Source organism: Halomarina litorea (assembly GCF_024227715.1).
Taxonomy (GTDB): Archaea; Halobacteriota; Halobacteria; order Halobacteriales; family Haloarculaceae; genus Halomarina; species Halomarina litorea.
The window spans coordinates 1,357,146-1,374,511 of sequence record NZ_CP100448.1; the positions used below are offsets into that span (position 1 = coordinate 1,357,146).

Annotated in this window: 16 protein-coding genes; 5 read left to right on the forward strand and 11 right to left on the reverse strand. The window is 64.5% G+C overall.

Translation table 11 applies throughout. The annotated features are described in order from the left end of the window. Nucleotides 1-225 precede the first annotated feature (225 nt). On the reverse strand, nt 226-615 hold the full coding sequence (locus tag NKG96_RS07405) for a rhodanese-like domain-containing protein (RefSeq protein ID WP_254537885.1): 390 nt from the start codon (nt 613-615) through the stop codon (nt 226-228). A 468-nt stretch (nt 616-1,083) separates the two neighbouring features. On the opposite strand from NKG96_RS07405, the gene NKG96_RS07410 reads away from it, so the two are divergent. Next, nucleotides 1,084-1,458, forward strand: a complete 375-nt coding sequence (locus NKG96_RS07410) for a hypothetical protein (protein WP_254537887.1) — start codon at nt 1,084-1,086, stop codon at nt 1,456-1,458. Between the two features lie 950 nt (nt 1,459-2,408). Here the strand turns inward: NKG96_RS07410 and NKG96_RS07415 are convergent. The 10 genes from NKG96_RS07415 to NKG96_RS07460 all read right to left on the reverse strand — a co-directional run bounded on the left by NKG96_RS07415 (nt 2,409) and on the right by NKG96_RS07460 (nt 13,753). After that, entirely contained in the window at nt 2,409-3,677 is a 1,269-nt protein-coding gene (locus tag NKG96_RS07415) for a polysaccharide deacetylase family protein (protein ID WP_254537888.1), read from the reverse strand. A 28-nt stretch (nt 3,678-3,705) separates the two neighbouring features. Continuing rightward, nucleotides 3,706-5,202 carry a glycosyltransferase family 2 protein gene (locus NKG96_RS07420; RefSeq protein ID WP_254537890.1) on the reverse strand — a complete coding sequence of 499 codons (1,497 nt, stop codon included), beginning with the start codon at nt 5,200-5,202 and terminating at the stop codon, nt 3,706-3,708. Nucleotides 5,203-5,479: 277 nt separating this feature from the next. Beyond that, nucleotides 5,480-6,283: a glycoside hydrolase family 26 protein gene (locus NKG96_RS07425; protein ID WP_254537892.1), complete on the reverse strand. Its 804-nt coding sequence runs from the start codon at nt 6,281-6,283 to the stop codon at nt 5,480-5,482. A 1,187-nt stretch (nt 6,284-7,470) separates the two neighbouring features. Continuing rightward, on the reverse strand, nt 7,471-7,815 hold the full coding sequence (locus NKG96_RS07430) for a helix-turn-helix transcriptional regulator (RefSeq protein ID WP_254537894.1): 345 nt from the start codon (nt 7,813-7,815) through the stop codon (nt 7,471-7,473). 25 nt (nt 7,816-7,840) lie between these two features. Further along, the gene (locus NKG96_RS07435) at nt 7,841-8,623 is read right to left on the reverse strand and encodes an NRDE family protein (protein WP_254537895.1); all 783 of its coding nucleotides are present in this window, start codon (nt 8,621-8,623) and stop codon (nt 7,841-7,843) included. A gap of 32 nt (nt 8,624-8,655) precedes the next feature. After that, on the reverse strand, nt 8,656-10,167 hold the full coding sequence (locus NKG96_RS07440) for a class I adenylate-forming enzyme family protein (RefSeq protein ID WP_254537896.1): 1,512 nt from the start codon (nt 10,165-10,167) through the stop codon (nt 8,656-8,658). After that, entirely contained in the window at nt 10,160-11,221 is a 1,062-nt protein-coding gene (locus NKG96_RS07445; protein WP_254537898.1) for a mandelate racemase/muconate lactonizing enzyme family protein, read from the reverse strand. The genes NKG96_RS07440 and NKG96_RS07445 overlap by 8 nt, the downstream gene beginning before the upstream one ends. Continuing rightward, nucleotides 11,218-12,162, reverse strand: a complete 945-nt coding sequence (locus tag NKG96_RS07450) for a 1,4-dihydroxy-2-naphthoate polyprenyltransferase (RefSeq protein WP_254537899.1) — start codon at nt 12,160-12,162, stop codon at nt 11,218-11,220. Before NKG96_RS07450 ends, NKG96_RS07445 begins: the two co-directional genes overlap by 4 nt. Nucleotides 12,163-12,347: 185 nt before the next feature. Continuing rightward, nucleotides 12,348-12,599, reverse strand: a complete 252-nt coding sequence (locus NKG96_RS07455) for a hypothetical protein (RefSeq protein ID WP_254537900.1) — start codon at nt 12,597-12,599, stop codon at nt 12,348-12,350. A gap of 266 nt (nt 12,600-12,865) precedes the next feature. Continuing rightward, nucleotides 12,866-13,753 carry a 1,4-dihydroxy-2-naphthoyl-CoA synthase gene (locus NKG96_RS07460; RefSeq protein ID WP_254537901.1) on the reverse strand — a complete coding sequence of 296 codons (888 nt, stop codon included), beginning with the start codon at nt 13,751-13,753 and terminating at the stop codon, nt 12,866-12,868. Between the two features lie 288 nt (nt 13,754-14,041). On the opposite strand from NKG96_RS07460, the gene NKG96_RS07465 reads away from it, so the two are divergent. The 4 genes from NKG96_RS07465 (at nt 14,042) to NKG96_RS07480 (ending at nt 17,308) form a co-directional block, all read left to right on the forward strand. Then, complete coding sequence (locus tag NKG96_RS07465; RefSeq protein ID WP_254537902.1) at nt 14,042-14,932, forward strand: glycine betaine ABC transporter substrate-binding protein; 891 nt, start codon at nt 14,042-14,044, stop codon at nt 14,930-14,932. A 65-nt stretch (nt 14,933-14,997) separates the two neighbouring features. Next, complete coding sequence (locus NKG96_RS07470) at nt 14,998-15,639, forward strand: ABC transporter permease (RefSeq protein WP_368409296.1); 642 nt, start codon at nt 14,998-15,000, stop codon at nt 15,637-15,639. Continuing rightward, on the forward strand, nt 15,636-16,634 hold the full coding sequence (locus tag NKG96_RS07475) for an ABC transporter ATP-binding protein (protein ID WP_254537904.1): 999 nt from the start codon (nt 15,636-15,638) through the stop codon (nt 16,632-16,634). The genes NKG96_RS07470 and NKG96_RS07475 overlap by 4 nt, the downstream gene beginning before the upstream one ends. Next, nucleotides 16,634-17,308 (forward strand): ABC transporter permease, encoded by a 675-nt coding sequence (locus NKG96_RS07480; RefSeq protein WP_254537905.1) that lies wholly within the window; start codon nt 16,634-16,636, stop codon nt 17,306-17,308. The genes NKG96_RS07475 and NKG96_RS07480 overlap by 1 nt, the downstream gene beginning before the upstream one ends. Nucleotides 17,309-17,366: the final 58 nt, after the last annotated feature.

Below are 17,366 nucleotides of genomic sequence, written 5' to 3' on the forward strand. Positions count from 1 at the left end.
GAACCGAGAGACGCGACCGACCCACCTCCAGAATCACGGCAAGGCGGACTACGCGTCAGGACGGACTATTGGGCGGTCGCTGTGTGTGTCGGTTCGTGGTCCGACCACGGACGAAGTGTCGATGATCGTACAACCGGGCGGTGGACGCCCTCGCCGCCGAGGCGGTGTTCTGACGTCGACTACAGCGAGGAGGTCGCGTCCTCGACCGGCCTGTCGGGCCCCCTGCTACGCGTCGAACCCGCCCGCGACGCTGGCGACGTTGTGCAGGCCCATCTCCTGTGCGCACTGTACCGCGAGCGCAGAGCGTCCGCTGACCGCACAGCGGAAGACGAGTCCGGACCCGTCCCCGAGTTCCTCGACGAAGGAAGGGCTCTCGGGGTCGGGGTGGAACTCCAGCATCCCGCGCGAGGCGTGGACCACCGGACGCGATATCTGTCCGTTCTTCCGGAGCTCCGGAGCGTCGAGCACGTCGACGAACACCGCGTCGCCCTTCTCGTACCGCTCGACGGCCTCCTCGATGGGATACGTGTGAATCGCCTCGTTCGCCTCCGCGAGTATCTGCTCGTAGCCCTTCGTAATCGCGCCGCTGTCGGCGGGTTCGATGGACTGTGACACGACAATCGCCACATATCAGAGTGACAGAACATAACGGTTGTTGACGACCGGCGGGACAGTCTGCGTCGCCGGGGAGTGGAACGAAGTGGAGCGCAGTCCAGTGTCCGTCTGAGCGATCGCGGGGAATCGGCGGCTTTTCGCGGGGGCTGCGCCTCCGGCGGCGAACCCAACGGAGATATTTTCGGCCTCGATTGGAGTGAGCCAGCTGTTAGACACGTGTCGCGTGTGTATCAACGAGTTCAGGTCCGGTTATCCCGAAAACATATATTAATCAGAATTTGAATTATTGTTATGCCTCGCCCTTGGTCCCGGCGTTCGGTCCTCTGCTCGATAGGTACTGGAATCACGCTCTTGAGTGGCTGTACCTCCGTCGGGTTTGAGCAATCCACAGACCAAACGGCCACGCCAGTATCGGCAGAGGAAATTGAGAGCTTCGAGTGTCCTCCATCCGGGGATGGGGACGCTACTGTGTGTTCGCAGACGGTTGAGACCGATACAGCCTCGGTGTACCTCCTCCCATCGCCGACAGTCGGTGACGCGCCCGACTCGCTCGAACTGACCCTCACAAACGAGTCAGAAGCCGACCTCACATTCAACCCGTACTCGTGGTCGGTGTGGAAAAAGAGTGCATCCGGCTGGTCCGAGATTGAACAGGAGAGTTCTGGTGGCGGGAAGCTGACGGTCGCACCCGGTGACTCGGAGACGTGGACCGCCAAAACGGTCGTCGGATACATCAACGAGTCGGCCACGCTCAACTCAGGAGCGTACTCAGCGGCAATCAACGTCCCAAACCCGGACGGAGACGACTGGATAACGTGCCTCGCCGTCTTCGGGATTCGATGACGGCGGGGACGCAACGGTAGTCCATCACCAATCGATAGACGTACGCTCTCAGTCTATCGCTCGGCGCGTGCCACGAGTCTTACAGGTATCAGAATAATCGATTGCACTCAGAAGCGTGACGGTTCGAGTTCGTCCAGTATCGCGGTTGCAACATCGGAGGCGACCGGTAGAGAGCGGTCACACCAGTAGCCACTAACGCCTTCCCTGCCTGTCGCATCGGACGCTCTCCGAAGACCGTGAGAACGACACCAATACCGAAAAATAGTAGTGCGACGATTCCTGTTCCGACAGAGAGGCTTGACCCTGCAGTCCAGATACCCAGTCCGAGAAGCAACCCGGTGAGAGCGGGCTGCTGCCGAAACGACTCGATATTCATCAGTGAATAATAGATTGCAGATATAATAAGTCAATCGAAGAACAGTAGTGGACAGAATACCTCGGCTACAGTCAGCTCACGGTGCAAAACAGACCCTCTGTATCGTTCGACCCGTGCCGCGAGTGTATCAGCTGGTGAATTCGAATGGAGCCCTCGACCACTTCGAATAGTACCAGAGCGCAATCCAGATACTGCCGATTCCGAGGAAGGCTCCGACCACAGCCCATCCCAGCCATGGGGGAACGGGTTCTGGACCGACCACTGAACTGCTCTCACCCACGAACACGCCCGGACTCCACGGAGGTGGATGGCCACTGACGACCAGTGCGAGACTCCCGACGACGGCGATGAGGACATTGAGCAGCCCCCGACGAAGACGGTCGTCCATACGGTGAATCGGAAAGTATCTGACAAACCGATTGTGGGTGACTGTCAAGAAGGGCTGAGACACCCACGCTCTGCGTGTAGCGTTCGACGCGTACCGCAAGTGCAACAGCCATTGAGCAGAAAACTACTTATTCTCTGAATGACCTTATCCCACACTTATATAATACTTCGCGTGGCTCTCAGCCTCTCAGGGAGTGCCCGATAGAACCTCCGACCAATACCGCGTCGGGGTCGTCACATTGAGCTCTAGTTCCTCGATGAGGTCAAGCAACTCGACGAATTTGGGCGTCGAGATACGGTCGTCTTTCGGATTGCCGACCGTGTGGACCGTGAGGATAACCAACTGATTGTATGTGGCTGCGCGTCGAATCTGTGCTTTCGCTTGTTCGGACCTATCGACATTGACTCGCTCCATCGTTAGTGGATCACGGGGCGGGGTCCCACTCAAGAGACCTTCACCGACATAGTTGGTCGCGTGGTAGTCGGCGATAATCGACAGCGTCTGCTTGTTGGCGATGCCGAACGGTGTTACAATGTGGTTTGCGCCCTCGGTGAAGCCATTGGCGACAAGCCATGACTTCGTCCGCCGGATGAGTCGTCGCTGCTCGTCGGGCGAATACGCTGGGAGTGGCTTCTCGACTTGCGGGTGAGCAACGGCGTCCCAGCCAGCTGTGGTCCACTCATCGAGTTGTTCACGAGTAATTTGACTCGGCGCATTCAACAGCCAGGGGATGACCGCAATCGCCCCAGGCATGTTGCGCTTACCCATCTCCTCGTAGGCGTTCTCGATAGAGGCACGGCCGTCGTCGAAGATAATCATCGCACTCCCCGTGCGGTAATTCGGCGTACTCCAGATGTCGTCGAGCACCACTGGTTCAACCTGTGGCGTCTCGTTGGTCGCGTCGGTAGAGATCTCGAGTTGCACCCGCTCTATCTGCTGGAGATTCGGGTCACCAACTTCACCAGTTGGTCCCCACTCCATCGCTCGCCAGAACTCGGTGAGGTGTCCGTCGGTGTACTGTGAGATGATGACCTGATTGTCTCTGTCCGGCGCTAGTAAGCGGACGCGGACGACTGGTGTGTTCTGCGTGGTGTGGCGGAACCACATCGAGAGGTTCTGCTGAGTGATGTCGAGTGGCTCGTCGAACGCTCGTTCGATAAGAACTGCCGGGTCGTCCTCCGTCGTGAGGCGAATGGCTGGTCCTTGCCCATGTGTCTCATCGGTCTCGGGAGTGAGTGCACCTGCCAGCACCTTCCACTGGTCAGGATTTGCGAAGTCGTCGACGAGCGTTCCGCTCTTCGCGACGAGCTCGCGACTCTGCTGTTGTAAGACCGGATTGAGCTGGTAATCTGCCTCGGAGTTATCTATCGCGTCATAGGCGGCTTGGTAGATGTCAGGGCCGACCGCTTCGGCCCCCCACCACGACCCAAGGCTCGCGGTGATAGTTCCGCCCATCGTGAGCAACGCCTTTCGGCGCGGTATATCAGTCACCGCGACCACCTGTCTGCTCGGTCTGTGCGGTGGGCTGGCGTTGGCGCTGTCGGTCGGCCGTTGTCCACGACAGGTCGCTCAGTGTGGCCACCTCGAACATCGCTTTGAGGGTGACGATGTCGATGAAGTACTTGAAGAACGTCGCATATATTGGCACGAAGCCGATGAGGAGCAAGGTTTCATCGTCGAGAAGTAGCACGAACAGGATAGCGAACGTCTGCAGCAACAGGAAGGAGACGATGAGTGCGACTAAAAACACGTACGCTTCGATGAGATAGAGGTGGACGAGGACGCCCAGTGCGACGAGACTCGGGAATGGCAACAACAGCCGTGAGAACATCATGTACGGGTAGACGATGCTCGTGAAGTTGTCTATCTGCGGGGCGAACAGCACATCGCGGTGTTTGAGAAGCGTCTGGACGGTTCCGCGCCGCCAGCGAAGCCGTTGCTTGTAGAGGCTCCGAAGTGTATCCGGTGCTTCCGTGTAGACGGTCGCATTGGACGCTCGGACCTGCCAGCCGTGGCGGAGAATCTGTACGGTGATTTCGAAGTCTTCCGTGAGCGTATCACCGGCGTATCCACCAGCCTCTTCGAGTGCCGTGCGGCGGAAGCCACCGAGACACCCGGGGACAACATTGACTGCGCCCCAGATATCGAACGCTCGACGGAACGAATTGATACCGAAGACGTACTCCAGCGACTGGAGTTTTTCGAGGAATGACTCGCGAGTCAGCAATCGGACGGTGCCGGCGACAGCACCAACGTCAGGGCTCTCGACGAGCTTTGCGACCATTTTCCCGATGGCATCCTCTGCAACCAGTGAGTCCGCATCGACAGTCAGGATGAGTTCTGCTGTTGTGTGTTCCAGCCCGTAATTCAGTGCCGAGAACTTCCCACCGTTCTCTTTCTGAAGGATGCGCATGCGGTCGCTGTCGATGGCCAGTGCTTCCTCGTACGTTCCATCAGTACTCCCATCGTCGATGACAACGATTTCGACCTCGCCAGGATACGTTGTCTTGGCGAGACTCTCGACACAGCGACCGATATACTGCTCTTCGTTGTACGCGGGGACGAGCACCGCCACGGGCGGTGCTGGGTCGGGGAGTGCACTCGAATCGTCGTGTGATTCGGCGGCATGGAGCCACGCCAGTGGTAGGACGAACCACACGTCGAAGAAGACGAACGTGAGTGCGTACGCAAGAACGTAGCTCACGGGGTTTCGAATCCCACTGACGGCATAGAGGTACATGAATAGCAGAATGCCTGCGATGAACAACACCCCCCAGACAGGGATTGGTGTCGTCGCCCTAGGCCAGCGCTCTTGAATCGTCGCTGTACCCACTTGATAGATGAATCCCAGGACTGCGACGGCGGCACAGACGATGACGACTTGCCAATCAAGAACATACAGCAAGAGCGTCAGCGAGAAAATAGTTGCAATTGATACAGCAATAAGCTGTCTTCGGTCAGTAGCGTTTTCTCTTCTCATTTGGTTGACAGCCAATCCGAACCCCGCCAAATATGTCAATATATCTTAATATACCGTGATAGAGCGGGTGACTATTTTCGTCGAATCTTCGCGGGCTCATGGGGTTTCCACTAAGGGATTATCTGGAATTGACAGTTGAATGAGCAACCGAACCGATATATACGCGCCAGCAACCACTTCGTATATATGTACAACTGATAAAATCTAATTTCTGAATATCGAGAATCCGTGTTGCCAGTTCCGGCAGAAAGCGTTCGCTGCCGCACAGTCTACCGACCTATGGTGTTATCATGCCTCTGAAAACGGCCTCGGTGTGCTCTGTCGGCTGCCCACCAACACGAGCAGTCGTAAGTTCCACTTTGTAGGCTGGGTAGACGCGGGTTCCCCGTTCGTTGATGACGGTTGGGGCTGTCGGTGTGTCGAAGACGGCCCAGTCGGTTTCCTTGTCGATGTCGAAGTAACACGCGAACTGGACGTTGAGGTCGGCGAAGAGGTCGAACGCGCTGTGGAGCCAGCCAGTCTTTCGTGCCGGGTCGAACCGACCAGCAATCTGTGAAGACGAACCGAATTCGGGGATGCACAGCGGTACGTCAGTGAGGGCACGGCAGCGCTCGACCATCGGTCGGAACACATCAGTGGGTGGCCGCCAGCCGTGGGCACCGACGTCGCCCCAGTTGTACCCGTCGATACCAACCCAGTCGATAACATCAGCACCGGGGAAGTACGCCTCTGCAGGTGTCGGTCCGAAATCGCGCGCTATCGGGTTCCAGACCCATTGAACATCGGCTGCTGTGAGCGGACTGTTGTTCATCACGTATGAATAGACGTGCCGCCAGGCAGCGACGAATTCACTGCTCGTGCCAGTCGTTCCATCGACAGAGTACGGTGCCCAGTTCCCGTTCATCTCAGGGAACGGGCGAAAGTAGAATCGGCGGCTACCATTACCCTCCGCTACCCACCGAGCGAGGCGTTCAGCCCATCTCGACAGCAGTGCGTCGTACTCGCCTGCAGCAATCGCTGCGAGAAACGACGCTTCGGTCGATTGGGGTGGAGATGTCGGGTGGGGCTGCCAGGTTACCATCGGGATTCGCCCCTCTGCGGCGGTCGTACTCAGTGTCTGGAAGAACTCTTCACGGACGGCCGTCGTCGTCGGCGGAGACGCATAGTGAACACTAACAAAATATGGCACGCCCGTCCACGCTTCGGCCGCTCGGTAGTGCGCAAGCGTTGGTGCTGTCGCCCCGACGCGAAGCGACGGCTGCGTGGACTGAGGTGCCAAAGCTGCACTGGCTCCAAAGAGCGCGCTGCTCCCAGCCCCTGCGGCTACTGCCAGGTAGGTACGGCGTGTCGGCATTAGGTGGCGAGAGATAAGACCGTACTTCGTATAGAAATAGTGGTGTATTTCAAATGATATATTCGCTGAGACAAGCAGATAAGCGAGTGTACCACCCCGTTCGACTCGTTCGCTGCTATCCACTCTATGGGAAGGGGGCGTAGCGTTGTCAGTTCAGTCGAGAAGGTGCGCGTGGTCGGTAATGCGAGAGCGGTGAGAGCACCGTCGATGTTGAACGCTTCGAGCAACAGACCATGCCGTTACGTATGTTCAAACCCGCCTCCAAGAACGGTCACTTCTCGAAGCAGGCGTCAGTGTCTGGAGTGGTGGCAGTACCCTCGCCGACGTGACCGAGTCCTCGGAAAACCCACTGTCCGAATCGATGTTCAAACGCGCCCGGACAATCGGGGCCACTCATCAGCCACACTGCAACGTACGACTGTGCTGGGACACTCATTGCAGTACCAGAGGTCGAGTTCGATGCGCTTGTCGAAGCTACACCACGGAAGATGGAGGTAACGATGAAGTTCCCCGAGCGGAGCTATACTGCGGTTCTCCCTGCTTTCTGTAGTAAGCTATGGCGTCAGTACGAGTAACCTGTTCCGAGACCGGACCTCCCCAGTAGCGTTAGACAGACGCTCTCTGTCTAACAGCGAGTCGTCTGTATGTCGGGGACGCACTTCGGGTGCGCCTCGGATGTCGTACGGTCCCGATGGACGAACCCATCCTGTGTCCGCGCGAGTGGAACGAACGCGGTTCTCCGATTCCGAGCGCGAGCGAGGAACCGGCCCTTTTTATCGCCGAAAGTCACTGACTTTCGGCTGTTAACCAGAACGCTGTGCGTTCTGGTGATAGCGTAGATTTTTGCGAGGAGGGGTGCCCGGAGCGAGCGCCGAAGGCGCGAGCGAGGACACCCGACGAGTAAAAAGGTACGGCTATTGGTAGGCCAGCCGCATGATCCACTGCGAGAAGGCGTCGCTCTGGACACCGAGTTCGTCGTCCGCGACGAACGGCGAGAGCATGTCGCCGGCCATCAACAGTGAGAAGTCGAGGTCCTTCGCGGCCGGGGTGATGAAGTAGGTGTTGTGGCCGTTGTAGACGGTGTCCTCGCGCTGGACCATGCCCTTCTCGACGAGCGATTCGACGATGCGACTGCCCTTGCGCGAGGAGACGTCGAGGGCCTTCCAGAACTCGCTCTGGTGGATGCCGCCGCTCTCCCGGACGAGTTCGAGGCCCGCCAACTCGTCCTCGGAGAGGTCGGCCTCCGCGGTAGCGCTCATACGGTCAATACGGGGGCTCCCCGGGTTAAGTCTGACTGTCCGTTCGGGCCTCCGCGCCCACCCGCTCGAAGGCCGTCTCGCACGGCGGGCCGTCCGCGAAGTGGAACTCCCCCCGCCCGTCGTCGTCGATGGTCACGAGCGAGGAAGAGACGGTGCCGAAGCCGGCCGTCTCACCGGACTCGCCCTCGTTGTGGATGCAGACGCCGTAGCGGTGGTCGCCGAGCGCCGACCCGGCCCGGTCGCGCCACTCGACTGCCGACTCGCCGGGGTCCGGCTGGAGCGCGTCGTACAGTCGGCGGCCGTTCTCGGCCTGTCGCTCCGCCGGTTCGGGGCGGAACTCGGGGACGAAGTACGCGGTGTCGTAGCCGACGTTCATCACGACGTGGACGCCGGGGTCGAGGTGGGTGACGTGCGTGCCGCCGTCGTTCGAGACGAGGATGCAGGCGTTCGCGTCCGCCAGCAGGAGGTAGAACCCCTCGTAGCGCGTCGCGTCGAGTTCGCGTTCGACCAGTCGGGCGGCGTCCTCGGCGCTCTCACACCCCAGAACGTCCCGGACGAGCAATCCCCGCGAGCGTTCGCCCTCGGGAACCTGTACCCAGCGGTTCGTCAGCGCGACGAACAGGCCCGCGTCGTTGTACCCCATCCACGTCCCGCCGGCCTCGTCGTCGGTCGGCGCGACGACCCGCCGTCCCTCGACGTCGAAGGCATGTGGCGGTGTGGAGGGGCGGTCGTAGCGTTCGTCGCGGTTCGCCGCGACGACGACGGGGTGCGAGGGGAACGTCTGCCAGGCAACGGTGAGGGTACACACGGACCGGGGTAGGGCGACCCGACAGTTAACAGTTACACGCCCGGTTCGTCGGGCGTCTCCGAGTCCTCGGCCTCCCGGACCGGACGGAGTCGCGTCCGGACGGCCTCGCGGTCGGCGGTCCCCGACTCCGTCCGGGGGATGGTGCCGAACGCGACGACGCGCGGGAGTTTGTAGCCCGCCAGACGCTCGCGGCAGTGTGCCTCGACGGCGTCCGAATCGGGGTCGGCACCGGCCACGGGTTCGACGAGTGCGGCGACGCACTCACCCCACTCCTCGTCGGGGAGGCCGAGGACGACGGCGTCGGCCACTCCGTCGAGTTCTCGGATGACGCTCGCCACTTCGCTCGGGTCGACGTTCTGCCCGCCGGTGATGATGCGCTCGTCCTTGCGCGAGCGGACCCAGAGGCGACCGTCGCCGTCGAAGTAGCCCACGTCGCCCGTGTAGAATCCGTAGGGGCCGAACGCCCGGGCCGTCGCCGCCGGGTCCTCGTAGTAGCCCGGTGTCACGGTCGGTCCCGAGACGACGAGTTCGCCCGGCTTGCCGGCGGGGAGGGGGTCGCCGTGGTCGTCGACGACGGTCACCTCGGTGAACATGAGCGGACGGCCGACGCTCCCGACGTGGGCGGTTGCCTCGCCCGGCCTGACGGTCGCTATCTGCGAGGCCGTCTCCGTCATCCCGTAGGTGGGACAGACCGGGACGCCCCGCTCGCCACAGCGCTCGACGAGTTCGTCGGAGGCGGGCGCGCCACCCAGCAGGACGAATCGGAGCGAGTCCGGCAGGGCCCCGGCGTCCAGTAGGCGCGAGAGGAGCGTCGGGACGAGCGAGACGCCCGTCGCCTCGTACTCGGTGAGCGCCGCCAGCAGTTCGTCCGGGTCGGTCGAGCAGAGCAGAACGTTCGACCCGTAGAGCACGGCGCGGTAGACGGGCGCAAGCCCGCCCATCGAACTCGTCGAGAGCGGGGACGCCCACCGGTCGTCCGGGAGGACGCCGAGGTGGAACGCGCTGGCCGTCGCGCTGGCGAGGACGTTCCCCACCGTGAGGACGACGAGTTTCGGCGTGCCCGTCGTCCCCGACGTCGCGAGCATGACGAGTGGGTCGCTCAGCGCCCACTCGGGCAGGTCGAACGGCCGGGGCGTGGTCGCGTCGATGCTCGTCGCCGCGCCGTCGCCGTCCACCGACCGGACGGGGACGTCCCCGGCGGCCGCCAGCGCTCGCTCCTCGGTCGCCGACTCGCAGAGCAGGAGGTCGAGGTCCGCCCGGTCGACCTGCGTCTCCAGTTCCGCCGTCGTGAGGCGCGTCGAGAGCGGGACGAGTCGCGCGCCGACGCGCATCGTCGCGTGGACGGCTTCGACGGTGGCGGGACGGGTGCCGACGAGCATCCCGACGTGCTGGTCCACGCAGACGCCCTCGGCGGCGAGTCGACCGGCCAGCAACTCGACCGACGCGTCGAGGTCGTCGTACGAGAGGGTCGCACCGCTCGTGGCGTCGACGAGCGCCGTCGCCTCGGGCGATGTCCGTCGCCGCTGGCTCAGCCAGTCACGCACTGCTCGAACCACCCCCTGCGGGTACATTTCCCTTTCCTTCCGGGACGGTCACCGCACCGTGGACGACCGGTGCGGGGTCCGACGCGAGGTCCTCGGCGAGGAAGTCGGCGGTCGCCAGCCCGCACGCCGGGAGGGGGGCGAGGCTGGCGGCGACGTGGACCGCGGCGGTCCGCGCGTACACGGCGTCGATGGTCGTCGTGACGACTGCCTCCAGACCTGCTTCGCGCGCGCGGAGCGCCGCGTCCCGCGCTCGGTCCGGTCCCCCGAGCGCCATCGGTTTCAGGACGAGGACGTCCGCCGCCCCCGCCGCCAGCACCGCGTCGACGCCGTGCTCGCCGAGCGACTCGTCGAGGGCGACGCCGACCGGACCGCCCCGAAGGTCGGCGTGGCCCGTCAGGTCCCCTGTGGGGAGCGGTTGCTCGACGTACTCGACGCCGTGGCCGCCGAACTGCCCCATCGCTCGCCGGGCCGTCTCGCGGTCCCACGACCCGTTGGCGTCGGCGCGGAGGGTCGCGTCGGGACAGGCCTCGCGGACTGCCTCGACGCGGTCGAAGTCGGCGGTCAGCGAGCGTGCGCCGACTTTCACCTTCAGGCAGTCGAACCCCTCGTCGACGGCCGACTCGGCGTCCGCGACGCTCGTCTCGACGTCGCCGTCGCCCACCGTCGCGTTGACCGGGACGGCGTCGACTTCGGCCTCGCCACCGAGATACCTGTAAAGTGGTTCGTCGGTCGCTCGCGCCCGTGCGTCCGCGAGAGCGAGCGAGAGTCCGTGTCGCGCGGCGGGCGTCTCGCGGGCGTCGAGGGCGTCGAGGGCCGCCTCGTACCCGTCGCTCCCGGCACGCTCTGTCGCCCGTTCGAGGGCCGCCTCGCAGTCGTCGAGCGACTCGGTCCACCCCGGCAGAGGAGTGGCCTCCCCGACGCCCGACTCGCCGTCGCACGCGACGCGGACGAGGAACCCCTCACGGTGATCGATGGTCCCCCTCGCGGTGTCGAGGGGTCGGGCGAGGCGGAGCGAGAAGGGTTCGAGGTCGACGCGGTCGCACTCGGCAGTCATAGCATTGCGGGCACGACGAACCCGGCGGCGAACAGCACCGAGTGGGCCGCCAGCAGTTTTCCGGTCGTCTCCAGTGCGGGGTTGAGCGCCGCTCCACTCGTCTCGGTGAGGACGGTCCCCGCCAGTGAGGCGGCGAGCGGCAGGGTGAGCAGTGGCAGGAGGGTCAGCGGCGAGTAGCCCGTCAGCGCGAACACGACGGGGACGACGTAGGCCATCCCGAGCATCAGGAGGAACTCGACGCGACTCGCGCGGTAGCCGAGTGCGACCGCCAACGTCCGCTTGTCGGCCTTCATGTCCGTCTCCCGGTCGCGGATGTTGTTCACGACGAGGATGCACGTCGAGAGGCCCGCGGCGGGGAGACTGGCCACGACTGCGGCGAGGGGGAGTGTCTCCGACGGGAGCCACAACGGGAACGGTTCGGCGAGCGCCGCCGCTGCCTGCACGTAGTACGTCCCCGTGACGGCGACGAGGCCGAAGTAGACGAACACGAAGAGGTCACCCAGTCCGCGGTAGCCGTAGGGGTACGGGCCGCCGGTGTAGAGGATGCCCGCCGCGACCGAGGTGAGGCCGACGACGACGATGGGCAGGCCGCCGACGTACACCAGATAGGTGCCGAGGAGGATGGCGGTGGCGAACGTGAGGTACATCGCCCGCTTGACCTCGGGCGGGTCGATGAGGCCGCCCGCGGTGACGCGAGTGAACCCCTCGCGCTCCTCGGTGTCAGCGCCGCGGACGGCGTCGTAGTAGTCGTTGGCGAAGTTCGTCCCAACCTGGAGGAGGAGCGCGCCGACGAGTGCCGCGAGGGCGGGGAGCGCTCGGAACACCCCCGCGTGGAACGCGAGGGCAGTCCCGACGAGGACCGGCGACGCACCCGCCGGGAGCGTCTGCGGGCGCGCGGCCATCACCCACGCCTTCGCCTTCGATGTCTCCGTCTCGGCCATTGGCCGATTTTCGGGCGGCCGCCGTATGAATCTCCCCGTTCCGGGCGACTGGCGGCGCTACGGGTCCGGTGGCGAACAGGCGAGACTCACATCCGACGCGCGCCGACGACTCGCACTCCCGCCTCGGTCGGTACGCGGCGACTGGTCAGGGCATGAGGTGGGTGGTCGCGTTCCGGTACTTGAACCTACGCTCGACTGGGCTGTTCCGAGACTGCTGCGAACACGCCGAGACTCGCCACGGCGTAGCCGCCGCCGACCACACTCGCACTGACCTGCTTGTGACAGCGGTAGCCGTCGCCGTAGCGGTCGCCGAAGTGGAGCACGCCGGTCGACCAGTCGTATGCGAACCCGGTCCGTGCCCCCGCGGTTTCGACCAGGAGGCACGTCGCCGGGTCGTGGAGGAGGGCACTGACGAACAGGAGGGTACCGACGGTCAATACCGCCAAGGACGCTCGCCTTCGGCGACTCGCCCGAACCGAAGCGGTGAGAGAGCCGACCAGGACGATACTAGCCAACAGTACGAGCGACGACAGTCCGAGCGTCCACTCGGTGGCGAATTCGAGGTACGCGACGCCGAACAGCACGACTGCGGTTCCGAGAGCAGCGAGAACGATACGAGGGAGGGCACTACGCATGCGACTAGTTCGTCGCAAAGTTATAAAAAACGACCATTCTCGCCGGAATCAGCTACGGGACGAGCGATTCAATAATGCCACGGGACGTCCGAGAAGTCCGGCCGCCGCCCCTCCACGAACGCGTCCCGTCCCTCTGCCGCCTCGTCGGTCATGTATCCGAGCCTCGTCGCCTCGCCCGCGAACACCTGCTGGCCGACCATGCCGTCGTCGGTCATGTTGAAGGCGTACTTCAGCATCCGCATCGCGGTGGGCGACTTGGCGTTGATGGCCTCACCCCACTCCAGCGCCGTCTCCTCCAGTTCCTCGTGGGGCACGGCCTCGTTGACCATCCCCATCTCCTCGGCCTCCTCCGCGGAGTAGGTCTTCCCGAGGAAGAACACCTCGCGGGCCTTCTTTTGACCCACCTGCTTGGCGAGGTACGCCGACCCGAACCCGGCGTCGAAGGAGGCTACGTCGGGGTCCGTCTGGAGGAACTTCGCGTGCTCCTCCGAGGCGAGCGTCATGTCACAGACGACGTGCAGGGAGTGGCCGCCGCCGACGGCCCACCCGGGGACGACGGCGACGACCGGTTTGGGGATGAACCGGATGGCCCGCTGGACTTCGAGGATGTGCAGTCGTCCGGTCTCACTCGCGTCCGCTTCGTCACCCTCGTACTGGTAGCCGTCCGCACCTCGGATGGCCTGGTCGCCGCCGGAGGAGAACGCCCATCCGCCGTCCTTCGGGGAGGGACCGTTGCCCGTTAGGAGGACACAGCCGACGTCCGTCTGTCGCTTGGCGTGTTCGAGCGCCCGGTAGAGTTCGTCGACCGTGTTCGGGCGGAAGGCGTTCCTGACCTCGGGGCGGTCGAAGGCGATGCGGACGGTCCCTTGCTCGCGGGCGCGGTGATAGGTGACGTCCCGGAAGTCGAACCCCTCGACGGGGTCCCACCTCTCTGCGTCGAACAGCTCGGAAACCATGGTCCGGGTGCGCGTGGGCGTCGCAAAAAGCTTGCCAGTGTATCCGGTGGCCCCTGCGAGGACCACGAGGGGACCGCTCTCGTCGGGTGCTCGCCCCCGGTGCCTGGTCTCGCAAGCACAGTTCGTAACGGTCTTTCACCGTACCGAAGAGTACGCACGATGTCAGGACCGCGTCACCGCGTACGGCCTGCGTTCGCATCGCATCGGCTTGACCCGTCAGAGTCCGACGGAGCGAGGTAGCCGGTGGACTGCTCCAGACGTGACCTCCTCCGTACCGGTGGGGGAGCCGTGGCGACACTCGCGACCGGTGCGACCGCCGGATGCGTGAGTCTCGGGGCCACCGGCGGCGTGAAGGTCAGTTCGATGCGCTTCACCGAGGACATCGTCCTCGGCTACATGGCGCTGGAGTCGCTCCGCGCGAACACCGACCTCACGGTCCTGGACGAGACGGGTCTCGGCGGGAGCGCGATGAACTTCCGCGCCGTCGACAACGGCGAGGTAGACCTGTTTTGGTTCTACACCGGCGGCGCGTGGGCGACCATCCCGCCGAAGAAAGAACGGGTCATCTCTGACGCCGAGCGACTGTACGAGGCGGTCCGCGAGAAGTTCCGCGAGCACTACGGTCTCGCCTACCTGAATCGCGCGCCGTTCAACAACACCTACGCCATCATCGCCGACCCGGCGTGGGTCGAGGAGACGGGCGTGGAGACGCTGAGCGGGTTCGCCGAGTACGTCGACAGCGGCAACACGGACCTGACGGGCGTGATGGGGCCGGAGTTCCAGCAACGCGCCGACGGGTGGCCGGGGCTAGCCAAGACCTACGGTTTCGACGACATCCGGAGCGAACTCGACATCCGCAACGTCGGGCCGTCGCTCACCTACCAAATCGTCGGCGAGGGCGAGGCACAGTTCGGGATGGGCTTCAGCACGAACCCGAAGATAGCGAAGTACGACCTCGTCACGCTGGAGGACGACGAGGGCTTCTTCCCCATCTACAACCCGGCCCCGACGGTCAGCACCGCAATCGAGGAGTACCCCTCGATGCGCGACCCGCTGAACGCCATCGGGCCGACGCTGAACACGGAGAAGATCATGCGCCTCAACCACCGGGTGTCGCTACAGGGCGAGGACGCACAGACCGTGGCCCGCGACTACCTGCAGTCGGAGGGGTTGGTGTGAGCGTCCTCGGCTTCCTCGCCGACCTCGTCCAGTTCACGGTGGAGAACGACGCTCGCCTGCTCCGGATGCTCGCCGAGCACGTCCTGCTGATCGTCCAGACGCTGGTCGTCGCCCTCCCGCTGGCCGTGGGACTGGGCGTCCTCAGCACCTACGACGAGCGACTGGCGACGGTCGTCCTCTGGGGAGCGGGCGTCCTGATGACGATACCCGCCATCGCCCTCTTCGGCGTGCTCATCCCCGTCCTCGGCATCGGGAACCCGCCGGTCATCGTCGCCCTCGTGGCCTACGCCCAGTTGCCAGTCGTCCGGAACACGTACGTGGGTCTCACGTCGGCCGACGGTGCCGCCATCGACGCCGGGACGGGTCTCGGGATGACCCGCTGGCAGCGACTCCGCCGGGTCCGCCTGCCCGTTGCGCTCCCCGTCGTGATGGCAGGCATCCGCAACGCCGTCGTCATCCTCGTCGGCCTCGCCGCCATCGGGGCGTTCATCGGTGGGGGCGGCCTCGGGGACTTCATCTTCTACGGCATCGCCGACGGCGACACCGCGATGATCGTCGTCACGACGATAATCCTCTCCGTGCTGGCACTGGCCTTCGACTACCTGCTCGCCGTCGTCGAGGAGGGGTTGCGTCTCCGCAACGGGGAGGCCGTCGACCCGACCCTCGCGACGCGAACGCTCCGCGGACTCCACGCTAAACTCCCATGATTCGATTCGACGACGTCCACAAACGGTACAGCGACGGCACGCACGCGGTGAAGGGCCTCGACTTCACGGTCGAGGAGGGGACGACGACGGTGCTGGTCGGCCCCTCCGGGTGCGGCAAGACGACGACGATGCGACTCGTCAACCGCCTCGAGGAACCCACCGAGGGGACCGTCCACTACGACGGCACGGACGTGCGTGACCTCGACGCGACGACGCTCCGCCGGGACATCGGGTACGTCATCCAGGACATCGGCCTGTTCGACCACATGACCGTCGCGGAGAACGTCGCCACCGTCCCGGACCTGAAGGGCTGGGACCGCGAGCGCATCGACGACAGGGTGGACGAACTGCTCGAACTGGTCGACCTGCCCCCCGGAAAGTACCGCGACAGCCACCCGACGGAACTCTCCGGCGGGCAACGCCAGCGAGTCGGCGTGGCCCGCGCACTCGCGGCCGACCCGGACGTCCTCCTGATGGACGAACCGTTCGGCGCGCTCGACCCCATCACGCGCGAGGAACTGCAAGACGAGTTCCTCGCCATCCAGCGTGACATCGAGACGACCATCCTCTTCGTCACCCACAGCATCGACGAGGCGCTGAAGATGGGCGACCGCATCGCCGTGATGAACGGCGGCGAACTCGTCCAGTACGACACCCCGCGCGCCCTGCTGGACGACCCCGCGACGAAGTTCGTCGAGGACTTCGTCGGTCCCGACCGGACGCTCAAACGCCTGCGCGTCCTCCGCGTCGGCGAGGTGATGACCGAGCAGGTGCCCGACGAACACGAGGACGTCGTCGAGGCGTTCCGTGCCGACCGAGGGGTCGTCGCCGACGGGGGCGAGGTGATTCCGGTCACGCCCGACGACAGCGCACAGGTCGCCCTCTCTCGGTGCATCCAGGCGAACGTCGACGCCCTGCCCGTCGTCGAGGAGGCGTCGGTGGTCGGCGTCGTCACCGAGTCCGCCATCCGGGAGTGGCAGCGGGGCGGTGTCTGATGGGACTGGCCGACCTGCTCGCGGCGACGTGGGCCTTTCTCGTCTCCCACCCCGACCGGTTCGTCGAACTGCTCCGCGAACACCTGCTGCTGGTGTTCGTCTCGGAGACGGTGGCCGTCGCCGTCGCCGTCCCCCTCGGCGTCGCCGCGATGTGGGACGAGCGCGTCTCCCGCGTCGTCTCGAACCTCGGGAACGTCGCCCAGACGATTCCGACGCTGGCGGTCATCGCGCTCGTCTTCCCGCTGCTGGGTCTCGGCTTCCTGCCGTCGCTCGTCGGGCTGACGGTGTACGCCCTGCTGCCCGTGCTGACGAACACCGTCGCCGGTCTGGAGAGCGTCGACGAGGAGACGGTCGACGCCGCCCGCGGGATGGGGATGACCCGGTGGGAGGTGCTCCGCGACGTCCGCTTTCCCCTCGCCCTGCCCGTCGTGTTCGCCGGCATCCGGACCAGCGTCGTCCTGACCGTCGGGACGGCCTACCTCGCCTTCTTCATCGGCGGGGGCGGCCTCGGCGTCTGGGTCATCGGCGGCATCAAACTGTTCAACACCGCTCAACTGCTCGCGGGGGCGATTCCCGGCGCGTTGCTCGCCGTCGCCCTCGATACGGGTCTCGCGCTCGTCGAACGCCATCTCGGGGGGACGGGGAGCGCGGACGGCGTCCCGGCCGCGGGGTGAGCGGTCGGCGGGGTCGGCCCACGAGGGTCGATTCTGTCGCCCGACCACCATCCGAAGT